Here is a 20,262-nt window from a genome sequence, read left to right as displayed (position 1 = left end):
CCTCGCGCGGGGGCGCCGTGCCGGGGGGAGAGAGTATGCGTTCCATACGCAGGCCGGGGCGCCGGGAGAGAGCGCGCTGGGCCGCTCTGGCGGTCGCGGTCGGTCTGCTGACCGGCGGCTGCTCACCGTCCGGCGGCGACGGTTCAGCGGCGGGGCAGCGGCATCACGGGGGAACTCCGTCGGCGACGACGGCCACCGGCTCGCCGGTGACCCCCTCCGGCAGTGCCTCGGGGAACGGCTCGGCCGGCGCCTCCCCGACAACCCCCTTCACGCCCGACGCCGCCAAGGTGCCGAAAACGGCGGCGGACGCCGAACGGCTGGCCGAGGCCGTCGCACTGCGACCCGAGGAGTGGCGGCAGGACTTCGTGGCGCAGAAGCCGGCCGCGAGCGCCCCGGGCACCTGGGCCGTGCTGGACGACTCGTGCCGGTGGCAGCGGCGGAAACTGCCCGCCGGGGTGCTGGCCGGCGTCTCGCGCTACAGCGAACTGCCCGGGGGCACGGACGCCGCCACGATCAAGGTGACCGCCATGGTCACCGTCCACGCGTCCGTGACCAGTGCCGACCAGGAACTCAGCACCACGCTCGAGGAGGTGCTGCGCTGCCCGGACCAGCAGATCAGATCGGCCGAGCGGGTGACGGGCCTCGGATCGCTCGGCAACCCCTTCGGCAAGGGCGACCAGAAGTACGCCGACGACACCGTCTACGAAGCCGGCCACTACGACCTGGACGGCGCGGCGACGAACGCCCAAGGCGGCGCGGATCAGGGCCAGTTCACGTATCAGTGGCTGGTGGCCCGGCTGAGCACGGTGACGGTGGGCGTGTCGGCGCGCTGTGCCGCCGGCTGCACCCAGCAGCAGCTCAGCCGGACGGCGATCGACGGACTGGTGCGGATGCTGCAACGGATTCGGACGTCGCTCGGGACGGTGGGCTGATGGAACCGCTGCGGACCTCCGACCCGGCGAGGGTGGCGGAGTACCGTCTGCTGCGGCGGCTCGGCGCGGGTGGCATGGGAGTGGTGTACCTGGCGCGCTCCGGGGCGGGCACCCTCGTCGCCCTGAAGCTCGTGCTGGAGGAGTACGCCGAGGACGAGGGCTTCCGCGAGCGGTTCCGTCGCGAGGTGGCGACGGCCCGGAGGATCACCAGTCCGTGGGCCGTGCCCGTCGTCGACGCCGACCCCGAGGCGGCGGCCCCCTGGCTCGCGACCGAGTTCGTGCCGGGGCCGTCCCTCGCCGAGGCCGTCACGGCCCACGGGCCGCTCGCACAGCCCGGGCTGAGGGTGCTGGGAGCCCGGCTCGCGGAGGCCCTGCACGCCGTCCACACGGCCGGGCTCGTGCACCGCGATGTCAAACCCGGCAACGTGCTGCTGGCCGTCGACGGGCCGCGACTGATCGACTTCGGTATCGCCCGGGCACCGGAGGAGACCACGCTGACCGCGACCGGCATGGTGGTCGGCACCCCCGGGTACCTCTCGCCGGAGCAGGCCCGGGCGGGCGAGGGCCCTTCGGTGGGGGCGCCCAGCGACATCTTCTCCCTCGGCTGTGTCCTCGCCTTCGCCGCGACCGGGCGGCCCCCGTTCGGCACCGGCGCCCCCGACGCGCTGATGTTCCGCGCGGTGCACGACCCCGCGAACCTGGACGGAGTACCGCAGGACGTCGCCGCGGTGCTGCGCGGCTGTCTGGAGAAGGACCCGCGGGACCGCCCCACCGCCGGGGAGGTCAGGGCGGCGTTCGAGGGCGACCGGCCGGTGCCCGCCCCGGCAGAGGGCACCGGTGGTGCGCCGGACGGCACACCCGAGGCGGAACCCCCCGCGTGGCTGCCCGAACCGGTCGTCCGGCTGATCGCCGAACGGTCCGCGTCCGTGCTCGAACTGCCGGACATCGACGCCACCGAAGTGGACGCGGCGGCCGTGCCCACCGCGGGCGCGCCCACCGAGGCCGCCGCGGAAGCCGCGGCACCACCGGGACGCCGCCGGTTGCTGCTGCTGGCCGGGGCCGCGGCGGTCGTCGCGGCCGGGGGCGGCCTCGCCGCGTGGGCGGTGACCCGCGACGACGGTCCCCCGGCGACCACCGCCGGCGGGCTCCCGGTGTACGTCCTCGGGGTGCACGCCGACCTGACCGGGGACCGCAAGGACATCGGCAGGGCCCAGGAGCGCGGTGTGCGGCTGGCTGTCGAGCAGTTCAACGCCCGCACGGACCGGCCCTTCACGCTCTCCGTGCGGGCCGAGGACGACCGTGGGGACCCCGCGGAGGCGGCGCGCGCGGCGCAGCGGCTGGCCGACGACCGCTCGGTCCTCGCCGTGATCGGGCCCACCACCGACGCCACGGCAGCGGTGTCCCTGACGACGTACGACACCGCGCTGCTGCCGGTCGTCGCGGTCTCGCCGGGGGCGATCAGCCTGTCGGTCCAGGGGCACAAGTCCTTCTTCCAGGCCCGCCCGCAGGATTCGATCCTCGGCTTCTACCTGCGCGCGTTCCTGCTCGGGACGGCCCGCGCGCGGACCGTCGGGCTCATCGACGACCGGAAGGCGGACGATTACGCCTGGGAGCTGTGCGGCCCGTTGAGCAAGCTGCTGCGGGAGGCCCGGCGGCCGAGCGTGCCCAAGGTGGTCAGCGCGCTGCAGACCGACTTCGCCGCCGTGCTGGACGAGCTGACCGCGGCGGGAATCGACTCCCTCGTGTTCGCGGGCTACCACGACCGGGCGGCGCTGCTGGCGAGGGAACTGCACGACCGGCGCTTCACCGGGGCGCGCGCGGCGGCTCAAGGCGTCCTCGACGAGCGCTTCCTGAGTGCGGCGGGGGCCGCCGCCGACGGCTGGACGATCGTCGCCCCCGCCACCGACCCGTCCGTGCAACCGGAGGGCCGGAAGTTCGCCGCCGCCCACCGCGGACGCTTCGGCACCGCACCGCACTGGTACGCCGCCGAGGCCTACGACGCGGCCGGCCTCGTCACGAGCGCCCTGCGCTCCCTGCCCGCCGCACAGCGCAGCCGCGCCAGACTCACGGAGGCCATCCGCGCCGTCACCTACCGGGGCATCACCAAGAACTTCGCCTTCGACCCGGCGACCGGCGCGCTGCGCATCGACGGCAGCGGCGTCTTCCTGTGGAAGGTCTCGGGCGGCGTTTTCCAGTACGCCGGTCCGGCGCCGTACCAGGTCCCGGTCTGATGCAGCCCTTGCGCGCCACCGACCCGCCGTGGGTCGGCCGCCACCGGGTGCTGCACCGGCTGGGCGCCGGGGGCATGGGCGTGGTGTATCTGGCGCGCTCGCCCGGCGGCGCTCTCGTCGCCGTCAAGGTCGTTCGGGCCGGGTACGCGGACGATCCCGGGTTCCGCGCCCGCTTCCGCCGCGAGGTGGAGATGGCCGGCCGGGTCCGCAGTCCGTGGGTGGTGCCCCTCGTCGACGCGGACCCCGACGCGGCCCTGCCCTGGCTGGTGACCGCGTTCGTCCCCGGGCCGGCGCTCGCCGACGTGGTGGAGGAGTGCGGGCCGCTGCCGCCGGCACCGGCACGGCGTCTGGGTGCCCGGCTCGCCGAGGCGCTGGACGCGGTGCACGCGGCCGGCCTGGTCCACCGGGACGTCAAGCCGGGCAATGTGCTGATCGCCCATGACGGCCCCCGCCTGATCGACTTCGGTATCGCCCGGGAGGCCGAGGACACGGCGCTCACTGCCACCGGCATGGTGGTCGGCTCCCCCGGATTCCTGTCGCCGGAGCAGGCCCGGGGCAGCGGCGGGCAGATCGGGCCGCCCAGTGACGTCTTCTCCCTCGGCTGTCTGCTGGCCTACGCCGTGACCGGCGTACGGCCCTTCGGCGAGGGCTCGCCGGCCGGCATGCTCGCCCGCACGGTCTACGACGCACCCGACCTGGACGGTGTGCCGGCCGGGCTGACACCACTGCTGCGGGCGTGTCTGGAGAAGGAGCCGCAGTCCCGGCCGACCGCCGCCGAGGTGTGCCGCACGCTGACCGCCGCGGATCCGAGACAAGGCGAGGCGTGGCCGTCCGCCCCGCACCCACCGACGGACGGCACACGGCCGTCTCCACCGGAACCGGCGCCGGGCGACGCCCGGCCGTCGGCGGGCGGCGCATGGCTGCCCGAACCGGTCATGCGGCTGATCGCGCATCGCTCCGCGGCAGTGCTCGCGCTGCCCGCGGTCGAGGCGACGCAGGTGTCCGCGGGCCCCGGGGTAGCGGCGGGTCGGCCGGCGTCCGAAGGCACCGTCTCCGCGTCGGCCGGGACCGCGTCGCCGCCCGCCGGGATCACCGTCCCGCCCGCCCGGTACACGCGCCGCCGGTTGCTCGCCCTGGGATCGGCGGCGGGTGTGGTGTCGGCCGGCGGCACTGCGGCCTGGTGGGCGGCACACCGCGGCCGAGGCGCCGCGTCACCGGGGACGGCGGCGAAACCGCCGCGTCTGGCCATCGCCGTCCAGGCGGATCTCACCGGACCCCGGCGGGCCGCGGGCATCGCCCAGCGCGACGGCGTGCTGCTCGCCGTCGACGCGTTCAACTCCCGCGCCGGGCAGCCCTTCCTGCTGGACCTGCGCATCCACGACGACGCGGGGGAGGCGGAACGAGCCGTGGCCATCGCACAGCAGGTGGCTGCCGACGACAGGATCCGCGCGGTGATCGGCCCGACCACCGACGCGTGTGCGACGGCCGTCCATCGCACCTATCAGGATGCTCAGGTGCCCACGCTCTGGGTGTCCGTCGGCGAAAGCACCACCGAACTGCCCGCGTCCTCCGTCACCACCCGGGAGGCCGTCCCCACGAACCCGTCGGACGCCTCGCTGGCCGCCCCCCTCGTCGCCTGCGTCAACCGTCTCCCCGGCGCGCGCAGAGCGATGCTCATCGACGACCGGACGGAGGGCACGTTCGGCTCCGTCGTCTGCGCCTACGCCGCGGAGGGCCTGCGGTCGGCCGGGACCGTCGCGCCCGTGGCGGGCACCCTGGCAGCCGACGGCGACTTCTCCGCTCTCGCCGCCCGCGTCACCGGCTCACACGTCGACGCGGTCGTCTTCACCGGTGGCCCCGAGCGCACCGCGCGCCTGGCGGGGGCGCTGCGCACGGCCGGTTACTCCGGTGCGCGGCTGGCCACGCAGCGCGCCCTGGACGGGGCGTTCCTGCGGGGAGCGGACCGACTCGCCACGGAGGGCTGGCTGTTCGCGACGGTGTTCACCGACCCCGTGGCGGTGTCCTCCGCGAAGCCTTTCGTGACCGCCTACCGCACACGCTTCCGGTCGGCGTCCCCGCCCTGGTACGCCGCCGAGGCGTATGACGCGGCCCTGTTCGCCGCCACGGCGATGGCCGCTGTGGGCCCGGGCGGTGCGGCACGCGCGGCTGTCCTCAACCGGCTGCGCGACACCGAGTACCGGGGCATCACCAAGACCCTGCGGTACTCGGCGGCCACCACCACGTACGTGCGCGACGAGGACGCCCTGTATCTCTTCCGGTCCACGAACGGCCGCTTCCGCTTCCTCGGCCCCTATCGAAGCGCCCCTCCACCGGGGTGAGCCCTTGCGCCGGGAGGATGCGGCGGGGCCACACTGTCCTTGGTCGGGCCCGTGCCGGCGGCTGAAGGCACTCCCGGCGTGGCGTCCGCGGTTCGGCGTAGTGCGCCTCAGCGCCGTTCACCAGTCCGGGTCACTCACCGGCGGGAACGGTTGCAGCCGCTCCGGCGTGACCAAAACTCGGGAGGGGCTGCACACGGCGGTCCCGCCCCTCTCCGGCGGTGGTGCCGGAACAGAAGGAGATGCCGTGTCCTTGGCTGCCGCTCACGAGTCCGCCGACGTGATCGTCGTCGGTGCCGGCCCAGCCGGATCGACCGCCGCCTATTACCTGGCAGCGGCGGGCCACAGCGTCCTGCTGCTGGACAAAGCGGCGTTTCCCCGGGACAAGATCTGCGGGGACGGGCTGACGCCCCGCGCCGTGAAGGAGCTGACCGCGATGGGGGTCGGCATCGACGGCGACGGCTGGGTGCGCACCGCGGGCCTGCGGGTGTACGGCGTCGGGGCCACCGTGCTGATGCCCTGGCCCACGGTGGCCTCCTTCCCCGCCTTCGGCCTCGTCCGCACCCGCGAGGACTTCGACCAGCTCCTCGCCCGTCACGCCGTGGCCGCCGGGGCCCGTCTGCTGGAGGCGACCAAGGTCACCGCACCCGTCATCGACGCTGCGACCGGTCGGGTCACCGGTGTCACCGCCGAGCACGACGGCGCGTCGCGTACCTACCGGGCACCCGTGGTCGTCGCAGCGGACGGCGCGTCCAGCCGCCTGGCCGTCGCGCTCGGGCTGCACCAGCGCATCGACCGGCCCATGGGGGTGGCCGTACGCCGCTACTACACCGCCGCACGCCGCAACGACGACCACCTCGAGATCTGGCTCGACCTGGAGACGCGCAACCGGAGCGGACGCACCTATATGCCGTTCGGGTACGCGTGGATCTTCCCCGTCGGCGGCAACACCTTCAACGTCGGACTCGGTACCTTCCACGTGGGACAGAAACCGGACGTCGACCACCGGCAGATGCTGCAGGCGTGGACACGGCGCCTGCCCGCGGCCTGGCACTTCGACGAGGCGCATGCCGTCGGCCCGGTCCGCGGAGCTCCCCTGCCGGCCGGTTTCAACCGGCACCCGCAGTACACGAGGGGCGTGCTGCTGACCGGTGACGCCGGCGGGATGATCAACCCGCTCAGCGGCGAGGGCATCGATTACGCCATGGAGTCGGGCCGGCTCAGCGCCGACGTCGTCTCCCGCGCGCTCGCCCAGCCCACCGCCGCCCGACGGGAGCAGGTCCTCCAGTCCTACCCCGACCTCGTCCGCAGCTGCTACGGCAGTTACTTCACCCTCGGACGCCTCATCGTGCAGGCCCTCAACCGGCCCGCGGTCATGAAGGCCGTCGCCACCAACAGCATGCGCCTGCCGGTCCTGCGGACCCTCATGTTCAAGCTGTGGACCAATCTGTCCGACCCGCACAGCAAGGACGCGCTCGACCGTGTGATCACCACACTGCAGCGGCTGGCGCCACCGGCGTGAACAGGCCACGCGCCGCGGTCCGCTCGGGGCGGTGACGTCCGCGGCCGGCCGCCCCTCAGCTCTCGCGCCGGCGGCGCAGGTCGCTGACGGTCTCGCCGAACTCCCTTTTCAGGGCCCGGCCCAGGTGTCTGGTGTCGCGCAGTCCCCAGCGCGCGGCGATCGCGGCCGTGGAGGTGTACGCGGAGGCGGGTGAGAGAAGGTCTCGGCGGATACGGAGCAACCGCTCATGCCGGACCCAGGCGGCGAAGGTCGGACCACTCCCCCTGAGGAGCGCATGGAGGTACCGGACCGAGATGCGGTGCTGATGCGCGACACGTTCCGCGCTGAGGTGCGGGTCGCCGAGGTGAGCCAGTGCGTAGGCGCGGATACGATCGGCGAGGTCGCTGGCGACACAGGCCCGCTCGGGGGTGGTGTCGGCGAAAGCGGCGAGGAGGAGCGAGGTGAGCGCGTCGGCCAGATAGGCGCGAGACACACCCTGACGCGGCAGATCTTCGTCCGCTGCGGACAGGGCGTGGCCCAGGAGCCGGCCGATCCCGCCCTGGGCGGGAATGGGGAGCGTCGTGCGTCGGCTCACGGAATCCGCGTGCCGGCCGAGACTTGCCCGGGGAACGCAGAACACGGTCATGTCACTGGAGTCGGCACCGATGAGCCGATAAGGGCGCGTGTTGTCACAGGTGAACAGTTCACCGGGTTTCACCGTCGTGGTCCGGTCGTCCTGGGTCGCCGTGACGGAACCGTGGTGGTGCAGATTGAAATGCATCCACTCCATGTCGCTGGAGGTGATGCTGCGCTTGTCCCGCGTCACCGTTGCGGCGGTGGCTCTGATCCGAGCGACGACGACCGGCCCGATGACCGTGTGGTCGACCACGGCTTCGAACTCCGTCGGGCCCGGGTCCCGCACCCGCAAGGGGGCGAACAGGGCCGAGGCGACCGCCTCGAACGACTCCGCGCTTCGTAATCGGGAACTTGTGCAGTCTGTCATGCGGATATACCTCCGGCCCCCGGTTTTCGAGCGGCAGCTTACTGCCGCAGGGTGCACGGTGCACGGTGCGCGAAATGGGGAGTCGCGGTGCGCGCATTGGTGTCCTCGGGCCATGAACGGCGCCTACGGTCGTCATCGAAGGTGCCAGGCGATCAATCGCCGGAACGGCATGAGCCGATCACCTCATATCCATCTCGTCGGACAACCGGGAGATCTCCGTGATCAAAAGTCGTATCGCAAAGGCAGTGGCCTCCACGGCAGTCGTCTTGGGCGGAGTGCTGACGCTCGCGCCGAGCGCGGCGGCCCACAGCGTCTCGTCGTCGACCGCTGCGCCTGTGTCCAGCGATTCCGCGCTGCGGTCGTGCTGGGGCCAACGGGTGTTCGGCAGCGCGGGCCATCACGGCAACAAGACCTGGTGCGACTCCGGGCGTTACCGTGAAGTGATCACGTGCGAGACGCTCGGCGGCTACCAGTACGTGCACTACGGCCCGTGGGTGTGGGCGCCCGCGGAGAGCGTCGCATGGTGCAATCTGGGCGACGAGATCATCGGGGACCGCACGCAGGTGGGGTGAGGCCCGTCCTCGCCGATCACGGCCGGGGATCGAACCGGAACCCGGTGTTCTCGATCAGGGCCCGCGTCCGGGACACGGCCAACCACCCGCCTGCGCGTAGGGCTGCCCCGGCCCGCGGCCGGGCCCGAACTCGACGAGCACGGCGAGGACTTCCCCGCCCGCGCGCTGTGGGCGAGGGGTCCGCCGCGGGCCTCCCCTTCGTGCACCGGTCCGTGATCGACTGGGCTCATGACTCAGCTGAGCCGCATATACGTGGACGAGTGCCGGAACGGGAACGAGGGGCTGCGGGACGTGGTCGCGCGTGCCGCGCTGCCGCCCGTGTACGGCGGCGCCTGGCGCAGGCATCTGCTGGCCCGGCCGTGGTTCGCGGCGGCGGAGGAAACCGCCGTCTTCGCACGTGACGTGGAGGACCTGTTCGCCCTCCTCGTCTCGCTGCCGGACCGCCTGTTCGAGGGCGACCGGGAGCGGTACGCCGCCGCGCTCGGGCTCGCGCCCCGGCACGCGGCCCTGCTGCGGCGCTCGGCGGACGGGCACCCGGCGAAGCTGGGGCGCGCCGACGCGTACCACGACGGACGTGGCTACCGGCTCCTGGAGTTCAACCTCGGCAGCGAGATCGGCGGCATGGACATGGCCGTGTGCAACGCGGCGCTGCTGGGCGTCCCGGAGTTCTCCGACTTCGCCGCCGCGCACGGGTTGTCGTACGTCGACACGGCCGCGCGGCTCGCGGAGGACCTGCGCGAGCGGGCCCGGCCGGCGCTGTCGGGCGGCTCGGCGGAGCCGGTGATCGGTTTGGTCGAGGGGCACGGGGGCGTCGCCGCGTACGGGCCGTTGATGCGGTCGATGCAGGAGGCCATGGCGATGCAGGGCCTCGACGTGCGGATCGGCGAGGTGGGCCGACTGCGCACCCGGTCCGACGGGAAGCTGACCCTGGACGGCGCGCCTCTCGACCTGGTGCTGCGCAACTTCGGCGCCAGCCAGCTGCTCGACGACCCGGCGGGCCCGGAGGTCGCCGAGCAGTTGTTCCGCGCGCACGACGCGGGGCGGACGGTGCTGTTCACCACGCTGGAGAGCGGGTTGTACGCGCACAAGAACGCGCTCGCCATGGTGTCCGACCCGCGCTCGGCGGACGCCTTCGACGACGCGGAACGGGAGCTGGTGCAACGGGTGCTGCCGTGGAGCCGCACGCTGGGCCCGGCGGCTCCTGCGGATCTTCTCGAGGAGTGCCACGAGCGCCGCGAGGAACTGATCCTGAAGCCGGGCGCGGGCCACGGGGGCCTGGACACCTTCGCCGGCTGGGAGTGCTCCGAGGCGGAGTGGCACGCGGTGCTGACGAAGGCCGCCGCGCGGGGTTACGTGGTGCAGGAGCGGGTGACACCGCGCACCGAGCCGGTCCTCGACCCGGCGACCGGCGCGGTCCAGGAGTGCATCGCGGTCCTCGGCGTCTTCCTCACCTCACGCGGCTTCGCGGGCGCCCACGCCCGCGTGAACCGCGCGGACGGCGGCGCGGTCGTGGGCCTGAGCAGCAACCCGGACACCCGGATGGCGTGCGTGTTCACCCACCGGTGAGGGGGCCGGTTCGGCGCCGGCCATGGCGGCACGGCCGGCGCGCGCTGATCACTACTCTGTTCGCATGATCCCGCAGGAAGACCGTCAGTTCCCCGCCGAGCTCGCTGCTGCCATGGCCGTTCGGCTCGACTGCATCGGCGAGGACAGTGTGGATTTCGAACCCTACGAAGCCTTCCTGAGCGCCGACGCGACGACGGACTGGTTTCGCGCCTGGACGGGCAACGGCGACCTGGACGGCGACGCCTTCCGAGTCTTCGGCCAGGACGGTACCGGTGGGTGCGCGGCGTTCTGGCTGGTCCGCCCGGGAAGGGAGTTGAGGGAACAGCCGGTCGTCTTTCTGGGCTCCGAAGGGGAGACAGGAGTCATCGCACGGGACCTCGCCTCGTTCCTGTGGCTCCTGGCTGACGGTTTCGGCCCCTGGGAGGCCGCCACCGCGGACGAGCCCGAATCCGATTGGGCTCCCCGGACCAATGAGGCCCTCGTGGGCATTGCTCAGCACCACGCGCCGGGCTGCCAGGCATCGGCGCAGGCGGTCATCGCGCAGGCCGCGCAGGAATTTCCCGACTTCGACGCCGTCATCATGGGACTGTGCCGCTGAAGGAGGCGACGCCCGCGGTACCTGCGGGCGGCGCTCGCACCCCCCGGAGGAAGGGGTCTCGGCAGACATCGCACTGCTGTCCTTCGGCCCGTGGATATGATCGCGTCATGCGGCGACGGGGGCCCGTGGTGGAAGCGGTGCGGTGGCTTGCGGTCTGGGGTGCGTTCACCGTCGTCATGCGCTTTGTCACCGCGTTCGCGGGCATTTACAGGGGCTGGTCGACCACCGCGGTGACGTCCGCGGTGATTGTGGCCGTCTGGTTCCTGGTTCCGTGGGTGCGGGCCCGCAGGGGCGCCGCGGCGGAGTAGCCGGGCCGCGGTGGGAGGCTCACGCGCCGTGCGGTGAGAGTTCCCGGGTTCGGGAGCGGAACGTGCGGCGGTAGGTGTCCGGGGGTACCCCCAGCGTGCGGTTGAAGTGGCGGCGCAGCGTCGTGGCCGTACCCATGCCCGTGGACCTCGCGATGGTGTCGATGTCGTCGTCCGTCTTCTCCAGGAGTTCCTGCGCGTGGCGGATGCGCTGGGCGAGGAGCCACTGGAGGGGTGTGGTGCCCGTGGCCGCGCGGAAGTGGCGGCCGAGGTGGCGGGAGCTCATGCCGGCCCGGCGGGCCAGGTCCTCGACGGTCAGGGGCTGGTCGAGGCGTTCGATGATCCACGGGAAGAGCGCGGCGAGCGGATGGTCGTCCTGGTCGGGGACGGGAGCGGAGACGAACTGCGCCTGGCCGCCGGCCCGGTGCGGCGGGACGACGAGGCGGCGGGCGACGGTGTTGGCGATCGCCGAGCCGTGGTCGAGGCGGACGAGGTGGAGGCACAGGTCGAGTGCGGCGGCCTTGCCGGCGGAGGTGAGCACGGTGCCGTCGTCGACGTAGAGGACGTCCGGGTCGACCTGGACGGCGGGATGGCGGCCGGCGAGGACGTCGGTGTGGGCCCAGTGGGTGGTGGCGCGCCTGCCGTCCAGGAGACCGGCCGCGGCCAGGACGAAGGCGCCCGTGCACAGGGAGACGATGCGGGCGCCCCCGTCGTGGGCGGCCCGCAGCGCGGCGACGAGGTCCGGGGGCGGGGGGACGTCGACGTCGGCCCAGCCGGGGACGATCACCGTGTCGGCGCGCCGAAGACGCTCGAGGCCGTGGTCGGGGGCGAGACGGAAGGGGCCCAGCCGGACGGGGTGCGGGGCGCACACGGTCAGGTCGTACCAGGGGACGGTGACGGCGGCCGGTGCGGATCCGAACACCTCGAGCGCCACGGCGAGTTCGAAGTGCAGCATGCCGTCCGTGACGGCGAGCGCGACAGAAGCCATGTCCGGAAGTGTATGGGGTGTGTCGTTCCGGACACTCACGGTCGGCTTCCCGGCCCCGTCAGGATGGGCTCCGGTTGATCGGTTCGCGGAAATGGAGGACGTCATGCCGGCGGGACGAGCGGTGGCGGTGTACGGCGCGTACGGGCACACGGGGCGGTTCGTGGTGGCCCACCTGGTGGAGCGGGGGTTCACCCCGGTACTGGTGGGGCGCGACGCCCGCAAGCTCGGGGCACTGGCCGACGAGTTCCCGGGGTTCGACGTGGGACCGGCTGCCGTGGACGACGCCGGCGCGCTCGACCGGGCCCTGGACGGGGTCGCGGCCGTCGTCAATTGCGCGGGGCCGTTCGCCGTCACCGCGGCCCCGGTGATCGAGGCCGCTCTGCGCGCCGGGATCCCGTACGTCGATGTCGCCGCCGAGATCGAGGCGAACGCCGACACCTTCGCGCACTTCGCGGAGCGCGCCCGCCGGGCCGGCGCGGTGGTCGTGCCCGCGATGGCCTTCTACGGCGGGCTCGGCGATCTGCTGGTCACCGCGGCGATGGGTGACTGGACCGAGGCCGACGAGGTGCACATCGCCTACGGTCTGAACAGCTGGCACCCCACACCGGGCACCCGGCTCGCGGGCAAGGTGTCCGCCGAACGGCGCGGCGGACGCCGGGTGCGGTTCACCGGGGGCCGCCTGGAGTACCACGACGACGAACTGCCCACCCTGACGTGGCCGTTCCCGCAGCCGATGGGCAGCCGGTCCGTCATCGGCGGCTTCACCATGGCCGACGTCGTCACCGTCCCCAGCCACCTGGCCGTCCCCGAGGTGCGCACCTACATGACGACCGAGGCCGCGGGAGGGGTGAGCTCACCCGACACGCCCGCGCCGAGCGCCGTCGACGAGCGGGGGCGCTCCGCGCAGACCTTCCTCGTCGACGTCGTCGTACGCCGAGGCGACGCCCAGCGCGGGGCGGTCGCCGGCGGGCAGGACATCTACGCCGTCACGGCGCCCCTCGCGGTCGAGGCCGTCGCCCGCGTCCTCGACGGGCGGACCCGGACCGTGGGCGTCGCCTCGGCCGGCGAGATCTTCGACGCGGCCGACTTCCTCCGGTCGCTGGCGCCCCACATCACCGTCACCCTTCCGCAGGCATCTGTCGACCGCGGCCGGCCCGGCCGCCGTTCAGGGCTCGGCCGAGACGGCGACGGCACGGCCCGCGACTGACCCCCGACCGCGCCGGCGGGCCCGGCCGCGGGCCCGCTGTCGGAGGGACGGCCACGGCCGGGGTACGACGGGGTCGGCGGCGGCGGGTGTACGGCTAGGGCATGACGATTCCCGTGAAGCAGCTCAGCGACCCGGCCGTGCGTTCCTTCGTCACGGCCCTCAACGCGGGCGACCAGAGCGCCGTGTACGACGTCCTGACGCCGGGCGCGACCATGGCCGACGACGGAACCGACCGCGACGTCCGCGAGTGGCTCGACCGTGAGGTGTTCTCCACCCGCGGGCACATGGACGTCGAGGCGGAGGCGGACGACGGCCGCGCGCTCGTCGCCCGCTACCGCAACGACACCTGGGGCGAGATGCGGACCAGGTGGCACTTCACCGTGGAGGACGGCAAGGTGTCCCGCTTCGAGACCGGCCAGGCGTAGGGCGGTCGCGGACGGCAGGCGCCCCGCCCCGCGGCCTCGCCTGAAAAGCGGTGCATTCAGGGAGCGCCGTGTCCTACGGACGTGCGGGGGGCCGGGTCCGGCGCCTGCCGGGGCTGATCGCTTCGGCCACTTCGCTCATGTCGTTGTTCAGCTGGTGATCGCGTCCGGGCAGCCGGTGCAGTTGTGCCTGCGGGATGGCGCGAGCGTAGAGGTCGGCGTGCAGCGGTGGGGCGATCTCGTCCTCGAGTCCGTGGAAGACGTGCACGCGCGCCCCCCGCGGCAGTCTCGCGCCGAGGTCGCCGGGCAGTTCGAACTCGGTGCCCGGCCAGCCGCCGTCGCCGACGAACGGGGCGGCGATCAGGACGATCGCTGCGAGCCCGCTCTGCGGCGGCTGCTCGGCGAGTGCATGGACGAGGATCGTTCCGCCCACGGAGTGGCCCGTCACGACCGCGCCGTCCCGGAGGTCCGCCAGTTCGCGCCGGATCACCGGGCCCCATCGGGCAAGGCTCGGGTCGTCCTCGTGAGGCATCCGCGGATAGCGGACCTCGTACGCGTCCCCGAGTTCTCGCCGCAGGCTGCCGGCCAGCTTGTCGTCCCACGCGTCGTGCGTGCCCGCGCCACCGCCCTGGACGAACAAGACCTGCTGAGTCCCTGTCATGTGCAATCGCCCCTTTCCGGCCAGTGGACAACTGGATCCGCCTCGCGGCATCACGCGAGAAAGTTGATCGAAAACATGTTCACCGTCGCCGGGATGACATACGGTCGCTACCGCTCGCCGGACTGTCCGAGCGAGCGGGGAGAGGGAAAAGATGCGTCACAGGATCGCGACCTTGGCCGCCACCACCGTCATCGCCGCAGGTGGGGTACTCGCCACCGCGTCGTCGGCGTCGGCAACGGTCGACCCGCCCGGCAGTTGGGACCACACGTGGACCACCGTGGACGCCGGCAAGGGCGGCACGGTCTACATCGCCGAGTACGGCGACGTCGTCTCGCTCTGCGACACGAACGCCGACGGCCGTACCCCCGAGGCCGAAGTCTCGTACGAGAGCGTGAACGGCTGGGTCTCGGCCTACTCGCTCAGGGCCTCGGGCGGCGAGGGATCGTGCGCCTCCGCCAGGGCCTCCGACGGGGGCAGCCACAATCTCCCGGAGAACAAGGAAATCGAGGTCACGCTCTGGCTGGGACCGCTCTACCACGATTACGGCGTGACCACGCACTACTACCTCAACGACCACTAGTCACAGGTTGCGGGTTCCTCACCAGGCCTCGGACTCCGTCGAGGACAGTGACATCGGTTCCTCGCCGCCGCCCCGGGCGCGCAGCCGCATCGCCGCCAGGGGCAGCAGCAGGACCGAGAGGATGGCTGCGCCGACCAGTGCGGCCGCCTCATCGGTGCCGAGGACCTTCTGGTCGACGCCGATCGATGTGATGGCCACGACGAGCGGCAGGCAGGTCGCGGCGAACAGGGCGAGCGCCGGCCGGCCGCCGGGCCCGAGGCGGTGCGGTGCCAGGACGTACACCGGCCCACCGCGCACCAGCAGGAACAGCAGCAGGAACACCGGGAGCAGCAGGAGCGGACGGCCGCCGTCGAACAGGGCCTTCAGGTCGAACTCGATGCCGGTGACGACGTAGAACAACGGCACCAGGAAGCCGAACCCGAGGGCCTCCAGCCGGCCGAAGACCTCGGCGCTGTGGGCCGCCGAGGCACCGTGCAGGACGATCCGGGTGAGGACGCCGGCGGCGAAGGCGCCGAGGAGGATGTCGAGCCCGAACGCCTCGGCCAAGGCGAGCATGCCGACGAGCAGCAGCACGACGAAGCGGACCGCGAACTGCCCGCTGCTGTGCAGGGTCGTGTCGATCAGCCGGGAGAACCAGGGCGGCCGCGGCCGCAGCGCCCACCACACGGTCGCGGCAGTGATCAGGGCGAACGCGACGAGCAGGGCCGCGGACTCGCCGGGCTTGCGCCCGCTCAGGAGCAGCGCCGTCGCGACCACCGGCCCGAACTCCCCCACGGCGCCGAACGCCGAGACCACCGTGCCGAAGCGGCCGTGCAGCTCTCCGCGATCACGCAGAATGGGCAGCACCGTGCCCAGGGCCGTACTTGTCAGAGCGGTACCGACGACGAACGCCCGGTATGTCGCGCCGTCGTTGATCCAGAAGGCGAGCCCGATGCCGAGGGCGAGGGAGATCAGCCATGCTCCCGCGGCACGGCGCAGGGTCGCGCCACGGACGGCGGCGAAGTCGATCTCGTACCCTGCCAGGAAGATCAGCATGGCCAGTCCCAGATGGGACAGGGTGTCGACGATCTGGTCGGTATGGGCCCAGCCGAGGGCATCGGGGCCGATCACGATGCCGAGGGCGATCTCGAAGACGACCAGCGGAACACGGACCCACCGCGCCGCTCCGTCCGCGAGGAGGGGAGCCAGTACGGCGGCCGTCATGATCAGGACGAGGGTGCCGGGATGGAACATGACGCCACCTCAGCACGACAGCGGCGCGGTGCTGCCGCACCGACGGCCACGTCCGGGCCTGGTTCGCTGAGGTGGCCGTGCACCGCCCGGCCCTCGTCGTGGGGGCCGCCGCCCGGGGCGATCTCGGCCGTCGGCCGTGACCCCTGGGGCGGGCGTGCCGATGGTCCGCCGACCCCTGGGGTGGGCGTGCCGATGGCCCGCTGCCGCGGCGTCGGGTCACTCGCCGAGCTGAGCGTGCGCCGCGGGCTGTCCGTCGCCGGTGTCGGAGTCCAGGCGCGCGAGGAGGCGCAGGCCGTCCTCGGCGGGGCTGCCGGGCGCTGCGGACAGCACCAGCAGCTCCATGCCCGGCTCGTCCGGGAGCGCGAAGTTCTCCTGGTGCAGTTCCAGCAGTCCGACCAGCGGGTGCCGGTACGCCTTGCGTCCATGGGTGCGGGCCCGGACGTCCGCGCGGGCCCACAGGCGGCGGAAGCGCTCGCTGCCCATCGCCAGCTCGCCGATGAGCGAGGCCAGGCGGGGGTCCTCGGGGTATGTGCCGGCGGCCAGGCGCAGGTGTCCGACCACGTCGAGGGTGCAGGTCTCCCAGTCGGCGTAGAGGCCGCCCTCGGTCTCCTCGAGGAAGATGTGCCGGGCGATGTTCAGGCCCGGCATCGGCCGGCCGAAGAGGAGCCCGGCGAGGCGGTTCCCCGCGAGCGCGTCCAGGCGGTGGTTCATGATCAGCGCGGGTGCGTCGGTGACCAGGCCGAGGACGCGCCGCAGCTCCGGCCGGACCCGCCCGCCGGGCACGTTCGCGCTGCGGCGGCGCTGCCGGGCCAGCCGGTGGAGGTGCCCGCGTTCGGTCTCGTCGAGGGCGAGGACGCGGGCCAGTGCGTCGAGGACCTGCTCGGAGGGCTGGGTCGCGCGGCCCTGCTCCAGGCGTACGTAGTAGTCGACACTGACTCCGGACAGGTGCGCGACCTCTTCGCGGCGCAGCCCCTCGACCCGACGGCGGCTGTCGGTGGGGATGCCCACGGCCGCCGGGTCGACCCGGGAACGGCGGGTCCGCAGGAAGCCGGCGAGATCGTCCATGCCGCCAGTATGGCCTTCGCGCCGCCCGTGAAGGTGGTACTGCCGTTACCAGGAAGTCCCGTCCGACGGAAGCGGCGCCCCTGAACGCGGGCGCCGCGGCGCTCCAGGATCGAAGGCACCCGATCCGAAGGAGTTCCCGTGAAGACGCTCATCGTCCACGCCCACCCGGAGCCCAAGTCGCTCAACAGCGCGCTGAAGGACCTCGCGGTGTCCACGTTGGAGGACGCCGGGCACGAGGTGGTGGTGAGCGACCTGTACGCGATGAACTGGAAGGCGGTCGTGGACGCCGAGGACTACGGCCCCCACGCCTCGACTCCGCTGAAGGTCCCCCTGGACTCGGGCCGGGCCTTCGAGGCCGGCACGCTCACCCCGGACGTCCGCGCCGAGCAGGAGAAGCTGTTGTGGGCCGACACGATCGTCTTCCAGTTCCCGCTGTGGTGGTACACGATGCCCGCGATCCTCAAGGGCTGGGTGGACCGGGTGTTCACCTACCGCTTCGCTTACGGCGTCGGCGAGCACAGCGAGACCAAGTACGGCGAGCGCTTCGGTGAGGGCACCCTCGCGGGCAGGAGGGCTCTGCTGTCGGTGACCGTCGGCGGCCCGGAGTCGCATTACGCCGCTCGCGGGATCAACGGCCCCATCGACGACCTGCTGTTCCCGATCCACCACGGCATCCTCTACTACCCGGGCGTCGAGGTGCTGCCGCCGTTCGTGCTGTACGGCGCCGACCGGATGACCCGCGAGGACTTCCCGGACGCCGCCAAGGCCTGGACGCAGCGCCTGCTCACCCTGGAGTCGACCGAGCCGATCGCGTTCCGGCGCCAGAACTTCGGCGACTACGAGATCCCTTCACTGCGACTGAAGGAGGGACTGGAGCCCGCGGGCCGCACGGGCTTCACCCTGCACGTGCGCGCCTGACACCGGCGACCGGCGGGAGGAAGCGAGGACGGACCCGCGGTGCAGCCCTCGACCCGCGCTAGCCTGGCGCCTCATGATCGTATGGCTCAACGGCACCCATGGCGCGGGCAAGACGACGACCAGTGCGCTGGTGCAGCAACTGCTCCCCGGTTCGCGGGTGTTCGACGCCGAGAAGGTCGGCGAGACGCTCATGGACATCACGCCGGGGCTGCCCGCGACGGACAACTTCCAGCACTGGCCGCCGTGGCGGCCGCTCGTGGTCGAGACCGCCCGACGCGTCCTCGAGTACGCCGGCGGCACGCTGGTGATGCCCATGACCGTGCTGGTCGAGCAGTACTGGCGCGAGATCAGCTCGGGCCTCGCCCACCACGGGATTCCCGTACGGCACTTCGTCCTCCACGCCGACCAGGACACCCTCCGCGCGCGCATCGCGGGCGACACGGTGGTCGGCCGCGACTCTCCCTTCCGCCTCCACCACCTCGAGCCCTACGCCGAGGCGGCCCGCACCTGGCTGCACGCCGAGGCCGAGGTCGTCGACACCACGCACCTGACACCCGCCGAGGCCGCGCTGCGGATCGCGGAGTCCGTCGAGGGGTGACACTGGCGCCCGATGGGATCGCTCCGCGGTCACGCCAGGTCGGTCAGGTCCTCCGCGTACACCTGGGACAGGGGTTGCGGGCCCACGTACTGCTGGCAGTTGCACTGGGCGGCCTCGTAGCGCAGGGGCTTCTTGTTCTCGTCCCAGGCCGTCGGCACCTCGACTCGTTCGTGGCAGCGGCCCTGCTTGTCGTGCTTGGCCAGGTGGTGCGTGCAGCCGCACACCGGCTCCGGGGGCTTGTTCGCCGCTTCGACGGCCAAGCGCTCCTGTTTCGCCGCCTCCAGCAGTTGCAGTCTGCGCTCGTGCCGGTTGCGCAGCGCGGTGCGGATGTTGTCCGCCGCCCAGGCGAAGCCGCCTGTCCAGAATGCTATGAGCACCCACCAGAACCAGTCCATCGACTGCCCCCTCCCCCTTGGTCGCCGCCGGGTCAGCATAGAGGGATGTGCCGAGCGCCTCGGCCCGTACGTCTGCCCTGGTCGGCATCCTTTGCCTAGGATTTGAGGCATGGCCCTGATCACGCGTGACGTCGACCGGTTCCAGGCCGCCAGGCCCCGGCTGGAGGCGATCGCCTACCGGTTGCTCGGCTCGGCGAGCGAGGCCGAGGACGCCGTGCAGGAGACGTTCCTGCGCTGGCAGGCGGCCGACGTCGAGCGGATCGAGGTGCCCGAGGCCTGGCTGACCAAGGTGCTCACCAACCTCTGCCTGAACCAGCTCACTTCGGCACGTGCCCGGCGCGAGACGTACGTGGGGAGGTGGCTCCCCGAGCCGCTGCTCGCCGGGGACCCGATGCTCGGCCCGGCCGACACCGTCGAGCAGCGTGAGTCGGTGTCGTACGCCGTCCTCGTGCTGCTGGAGCGTCTGTCGCCCAACGAGCGCGCGGTGTACGTGCTGCGCGAGGCCTTCGACTACCCGCACCGCGAGATCGCCGAGATCCTCGACATCACCGAGGCCGCCAGCCAGCAGATCCATCACCGGGCCAGGAAGCACGTCGCGGCCGGCAGGGCGCGTACCGAGATCGACGAGGCCGCCGCCCGCAGGATCGTCGAGGAGTTCCTGGCCGCGGCGACCAGCGGCCGGACCGAACCCCTGGTGCGGCTGCTGACCCAGGACGCCGTCTCGGTCGGGGACGGCGGCGGGAAGGTCCCGGCTCGCGCGAAGGCGTTCGAGGGGGCGCTCGCGGTCGCCAAGTTCCTGCGCGGCCTGTTCAAGCCCAGCGCCGCCAAGCGGGCCCACATCGGCGGCGCGGCCGAGATCTACGCGACGACGGCCAACGGGGAACCCGCCGTCGTGGCGGTCGTGGACGGCCGGGTCGTCGGTGTCACCTGCCTGGAGGTGAGCGAGCGGGGCATCGTCGCGCTGCGCAGTCAGGTCAACCCGGACAAGCTCGTCCGCGCGAGTGCGCAGTGGGCCGCCGCGGACCACGGGGCCCCGCTGTACACCCTCTGAGCAGATGTGACGTGCTTCACATCCCGATCCTGTCAGGAAACGTCGGGCTGTCCGGTTCAGGGGGCGAAGCCGCGCAGACAGCGGCGCGATCCTCACCGAC

20 protein-coding genes are annotated in these 20,262 nt (G+C 72.7%); 13 read left to right on the top strand and 7 right to left on the bottom strand.

Translation table 11 applies throughout. The features are described from left to right. Positions 1 to 35 precede the first annotated feature (35 nt). From AB0E88_RS01040 to AB0E88_RS01025, 4 genes are all read left to right on the top strand, one after another. The gene (locus AB0E88_RS01040; protein WP_361621654.1) at positions 36 to 932 is read left to right on the top strand and encodes a hypothetical protein; all 897 of its coding nucleotides are present in this window, start codon (positions 36 to 38) and stop codon (positions 930 to 932) included. After that, the gene (locus tag AB0E88_RS01035; protein ID WP_361621651.1) at positions 932 to 3,163 is read left to right on the top strand and encodes a bifunctional serine/threonine-protein kinase/ABC transporter substrate-binding protein; all 2,232 of its coding nucleotides are present in this window, start codon (positions 932 to 934) and stop codon (positions 3,161 to 3,163) included. The genes AB0E88_RS01040 and AB0E88_RS01035 overlap by 1 nt, the downstream gene beginning before the upstream one ends. Continuing rightward, a complete protein-coding gene (locus AB0E88_RS01030) occupies positions 3,163 to 5,502 on the top strand; it encodes an ABC transporter substrate-binding protein (protein ID WP_361621648.1) in 2,340 nt (779 codons plus the stop codon). The genes AB0E88_RS01035 and AB0E88_RS01030 overlap by 1 nt, the downstream gene beginning before the upstream one ends. A gap of 250 nt (positions 5,503 to 5,752) precedes the next feature. Next, the gene (locus tag AB0E88_RS01025) at positions 5,753 to 7,021 is read left to right on the top strand and encodes a geranylgeranyl reductase family protein (protein ID WP_361621645.1); all 1,269 of its coding nucleotides are present in this window, start codon (positions 5,753 to 5,755) and stop codon (positions 7,019 to 7,021) included. 55 nt (positions 7,022 to 7,076) lie between these two features. Here the strand turns inward: AB0E88_RS01025 and AB0E88_RS01020 are convergent, their stop codons facing one another. Then, positions 7,077 to 8,003: a helix-turn-helix domain-containing protein gene (locus AB0E88_RS01020; RefSeq protein ID WP_361621642.1), complete on the bottom strand. Its 927-nt coding sequence runs from the start codon at positions 8,001 to 8,003 to the stop codon at positions 7,077 to 7,079. Between the two features lie 218 nt (positions 8,004 to 8,221). On the opposite strand from AB0E88_RS01020, the gene AB0E88_RS01015 reads away from it, so the two are divergent. The 3 genes from AB0E88_RS01015 (at position 8,222) to AB0E88_RS01005 (ending at position 10,739) form a co-directional block, all read left to right on the top strand. Beyond that, entirely contained in the window at positions 8,222 to 8,575 is a 354-nt protein-coding gene (locus AB0E88_RS01015) for a hypothetical protein (RefSeq protein WP_361621639.1), read from the top strand. A gap of 228 nt (positions 8,576 to 8,803) precedes the next feature. Then, positions 8,804 to 10,141 carry a hypothetical protein gene (locus AB0E88_RS01010; protein ID WP_361621636.1) on the top strand — a complete coding sequence of 446 codons (1,338 nt, stop codon included), beginning with the start codon at positions 8,804 to 8,806 and terminating at the stop codon, positions 10,139 to 10,141. Positions 10,142 to 10,205: 64 nt separating this feature from the next. Beyond that, positions 10,206 to 10,739, top strand: coding sequence for an SMI1/KNR4 family protein (locus AB0E88_RS01005; protein WP_361621633.1), 534 nt, complete (start codon positions 10,206 to 10,208; stop codon positions 10,737 to 10,739). Between the two features lie 205 nt (positions 10,740 to 10,944). Here AB0E88_RS01005 and AB0E88_RS01000 read toward each other — a convergent pair whose 3' ends face one another. Then, entirely contained in the window at positions 10,945 to 11,070 is a 126-nt protein-coding gene (locus tag AB0E88_RS01000; RefSeq protein WP_361621630.1) for a hypothetical protein, read from the bottom strand. Then, positions 11,067 to 12,032: a helix-turn-helix domain-containing protein gene (locus tag AB0E88_RS00995; protein ID WP_361621627.1), complete on the bottom strand. Its 966-nt coding sequence runs from the start codon at positions 12,030 to 12,032 to the stop codon at positions 11,067 to 11,069. Before AB0E88_RS00995 ends, AB0E88_RS01000 begins: the two co-directional genes overlap by 4 nt. Positions 12,033 to 12,135: 103 nt before the next feature. On the opposite strand from AB0E88_RS00995, the gene AB0E88_RS00990 reads away from it, so the two are divergent. Beyond that, entirely contained in the window at positions 12,136 to 13,239 is a 1,104-nt protein-coding gene (locus tag AB0E88_RS00990) for a saccharopine dehydrogenase NADP-binding domain-containing protein (RefSeq protein WP_361621624.1), read from the top strand. A gap of 101 nt (positions 13,240 to 13,340) precedes the next feature. Continuing rightward, a complete protein-coding gene (locus tag AB0E88_RS00985; RefSeq protein ID WP_361621621.1) occupies positions 13,341 to 13,664 on the top strand; it encodes a nuclear transport factor 2 family protein in 324 nt (107 codons plus the stop codon). Between the two features lie 73 nt (positions 13,665 to 13,737). On the opposite strand, the gene AB0E88_RS00980 is transcribed toward AB0E88_RS00985, so the two are convergent. Beyond that, the gene (locus AB0E88_RS00980) at positions 13,738 to 14,322 is read right to left on the bottom strand and encodes an alpha/beta hydrolase (protein WP_361621618.1); all 585 of its coding nucleotides are present in this window, start codon (positions 14,320 to 14,322) and stop codon (positions 13,738 to 13,740) included. 151 nt (positions 14,323 to 14,473) lie between these two features. On the opposite strand from AB0E88_RS00980, the gene AB0E88_RS00975 reads away from it, so the two are divergent. Next, positions 14,474 to 14,902 carry a hypothetical protein gene (locus AB0E88_RS00975; RefSeq protein ID WP_361621615.1) on the top strand — a complete coding sequence of 143 codons (429 nt, stop codon included), beginning with the start codon at positions 14,474 to 14,476 and terminating at the stop codon, positions 14,900 to 14,902. 18 nt (positions 14,903 to 14,920) lie between these two features. Here AB0E88_RS00975 and AB0E88_RS00970 read toward each other — a convergent pair whose 3' ends face one another. Together AB0E88_RS00970 and AB0E88_RS00965 are read right to left on the bottom strand one after the other, a co-directional pair. Next, complete coding sequence (locus AB0E88_RS00970) at positions 14,921 to 16,135, bottom strand: cation:proton antiporter (protein ID WP_361621612.1); 1,215 nt, start codon at positions 16,133 to 16,135, stop codon at positions 14,921 to 14,923. Between the two features lie 216 nt (positions 16,136 to 16,351). Beyond that, a complete protein-coding gene (locus tag AB0E88_RS00965; protein ID WP_361621609.1) occupies positions 16,352 to 17,200 on the bottom strand; it encodes a helix-turn-helix transcriptional regulator in 849 nt (282 codons plus the stop codon). A 138-nt stretch (positions 17,201 to 17,338) separates the two neighbouring features. Here AB0E88_RS00965 and AB0E88_RS00960 point away from each other — a divergent pair, with 138 nt between their 5' ends. Together AB0E88_RS00960 and AB0E88_RS00955 are read left to right on the top strand one after the other, a co-directional pair. Next, positions 17,339 to 18,118, top strand: a complete 780-nt coding sequence (locus AB0E88_RS00960) for an NAD(P)H-dependent oxidoreductase (protein ID WP_361621606.1) — start codon at positions 17,339 to 17,341, stop codon at positions 18,116 to 18,118. 73 nt (positions 18,119 to 18,191) lie between these two features. Beyond that, a complete protein-coding gene (locus AB0E88_RS00955) occupies positions 18,192 to 18,716 on the top strand; it encodes an AAA family ATPase (protein WP_361621603.1) in 525 nt (174 codons plus the stop codon). Between the two features lie 29 nt (positions 18,717 to 18,745). Here AB0E88_RS00955 and AB0E88_RS00950 read toward each other — a convergent pair whose 3' ends face one another. Beyond that, on the bottom strand, positions 18,746 to 19,111 hold the full coding sequence (locus tag AB0E88_RS00950) for a hypothetical protein (RefSeq protein ID WP_361621600.1): 366 nt from the start codon (positions 19,109 to 19,111) through the stop codon (positions 18,746 to 18,748). Between the two features lie 109 nt (positions 19,112 to 19,220). Here AB0E88_RS00950 and AB0E88_RS00945 point away from each other — a divergent pair, with 109 nt between their 5' ends. Beyond that, positions 19,221 to 20,162: an RNA polymerase sigma-70 factor gene (locus tag AB0E88_RS00945; RefSeq protein ID WP_361621597.1), complete on the top strand. Its 942-nt coding sequence runs from the start codon at positions 19,221 to 19,223 to the stop codon at positions 20,160 to 20,162. Positions 20,163 to 20,262 lie beyond the last annotated feature (100 nt).

The organism is Streptomyces sp. NPDC028635 (assembly GCF_040637635.1).
GTDB lineage: Bacteria > Actinomycetota > Actinomycetes > Streptomycetales > Streptomycetaceae > Streptomyces.
The sequence above is the reverse complement of the archived record's forward strand: the minus strand, read 5'-3'. Positions and strand labels throughout refer to the sequence as shown.

What these genes read in the sequence shown, in the direction of transcription:
- AB0E88_RS00990 (WP_361621624.1), top strand. Translation starts at nt 12,136, where the DNA reads ATGCCGGCGGGACGAGCGGTGGCGGTGTACGGCGCGTACGGGCACACG.
- AB0E88_RS00965 (WP_361621609.1), bottom strand. Translation starts at nt 17,200, where the DNA reads ATGGACGATCTCGCCGGCTTCCTGCGGACCCGCCGTTCCCGGGTCGAC.
- AB0E88_RS01035 (WP_361621651.1), top strand. Translation starts at nt 932, where the DNA reads ATGGAACCGCTGCGGACCTCCGACCCGGCGAGGGTGGCGGAGTACCGT.
- AB0E88_RS01030 (WP_361621648.1), top strand. Translation starts at nt 3,163, where the DNA reads ATGCAGCCCTTGCGCGCCACCGACCCGCCGTGGGTCGGCCGCCACCGG.
- AB0E88_RS00950 (WP_361621600.1), bottom strand. Translation starts at nt 19,111, where the DNA reads ATGGACTGGTTCTGGTGGGTGCTCATAGCATTCTGGACAGGCGGCTTC.
- AB0E88_RS00955 (WP_361621603.1), top strand. Translation starts at nt 18,192, where the DNA reads ATGATCGTATGGCTCAACGGCACCCATGGCGCGGGCAAGACGACGACC.
- AB0E88_RS00980 (WP_361621618.1), bottom strand. Translation starts at nt 14,322, where the DNA reads ATGACAGGGACTCAGCAGGTCTTGTTCGTCCAGGGCGGTGGCGCGGGC.
- AB0E88_RS01005 (WP_361621633.1), top strand. Translation starts at nt 10,206, where the DNA reads ATGATCCCGCAGGAAGACCGTCAGTTCCCCGCCGAGCTCGCTGCTGCC.
- AB0E88_RS00985 (WP_361621621.1), top strand. Translation starts at nt 13,341, where the DNA reads ATGACGATTCCCGTGAAGCAGCTCAGCGACCCGGCCGTGCGTTCCTTC.
- AB0E88_RS00970 (WP_361621612.1), bottom strand. Translation starts at nt 16,135, where the DNA reads ATGTTCCATCCCGGCACCCTCGTCCTGATCATGACGGCCGCCGTACTG.
- AB0E88_RS00995 (WP_361621627.1), bottom strand. Translation starts at nt 12,032, where the DNA reads ATGGCTTCTGTCGCGCTCGCCGTCACGGACGGCATGCTGCACTTCGAA.
- AB0E88_RS00975 (WP_361621615.1), top strand. Translation starts at nt 14,474, where the DNA reads ATGCGTCACAGGATCGCGACCTTGGCCGCCACCACCGTCATCGCCGCA.
- AB0E88_RS01010 (WP_361621636.1), top strand. Translation starts at nt 8,804, where the DNA reads ATGACTCAGCTGAGCCGCATATACGTGGACGAGTGCCGGAACGGGAAC.
- AB0E88_RS01040 (WP_361621654.1), top strand. Translation starts at nt 36, where the DNA reads ATGCGTTCCATACGCAGGCCGGGGCGCCGGGAGAGAGCGCGCTGGGCC.
- AB0E88_RS00945 (WP_361621597.1), top strand. Translation starts at nt 19,221, where the DNA reads ATGGCCCTGATCACGCGTGACGTCGACCGGTTCCAGGCCGCCAGGCCC.
- AB0E88_RS01020 (WP_361621642.1), bottom strand. Translation starts at nt 8,003, where the DNA reads ATGACAGACTGCACAAGTTCCCGATTACGAAGCGCGGAGTCGTTCGAG.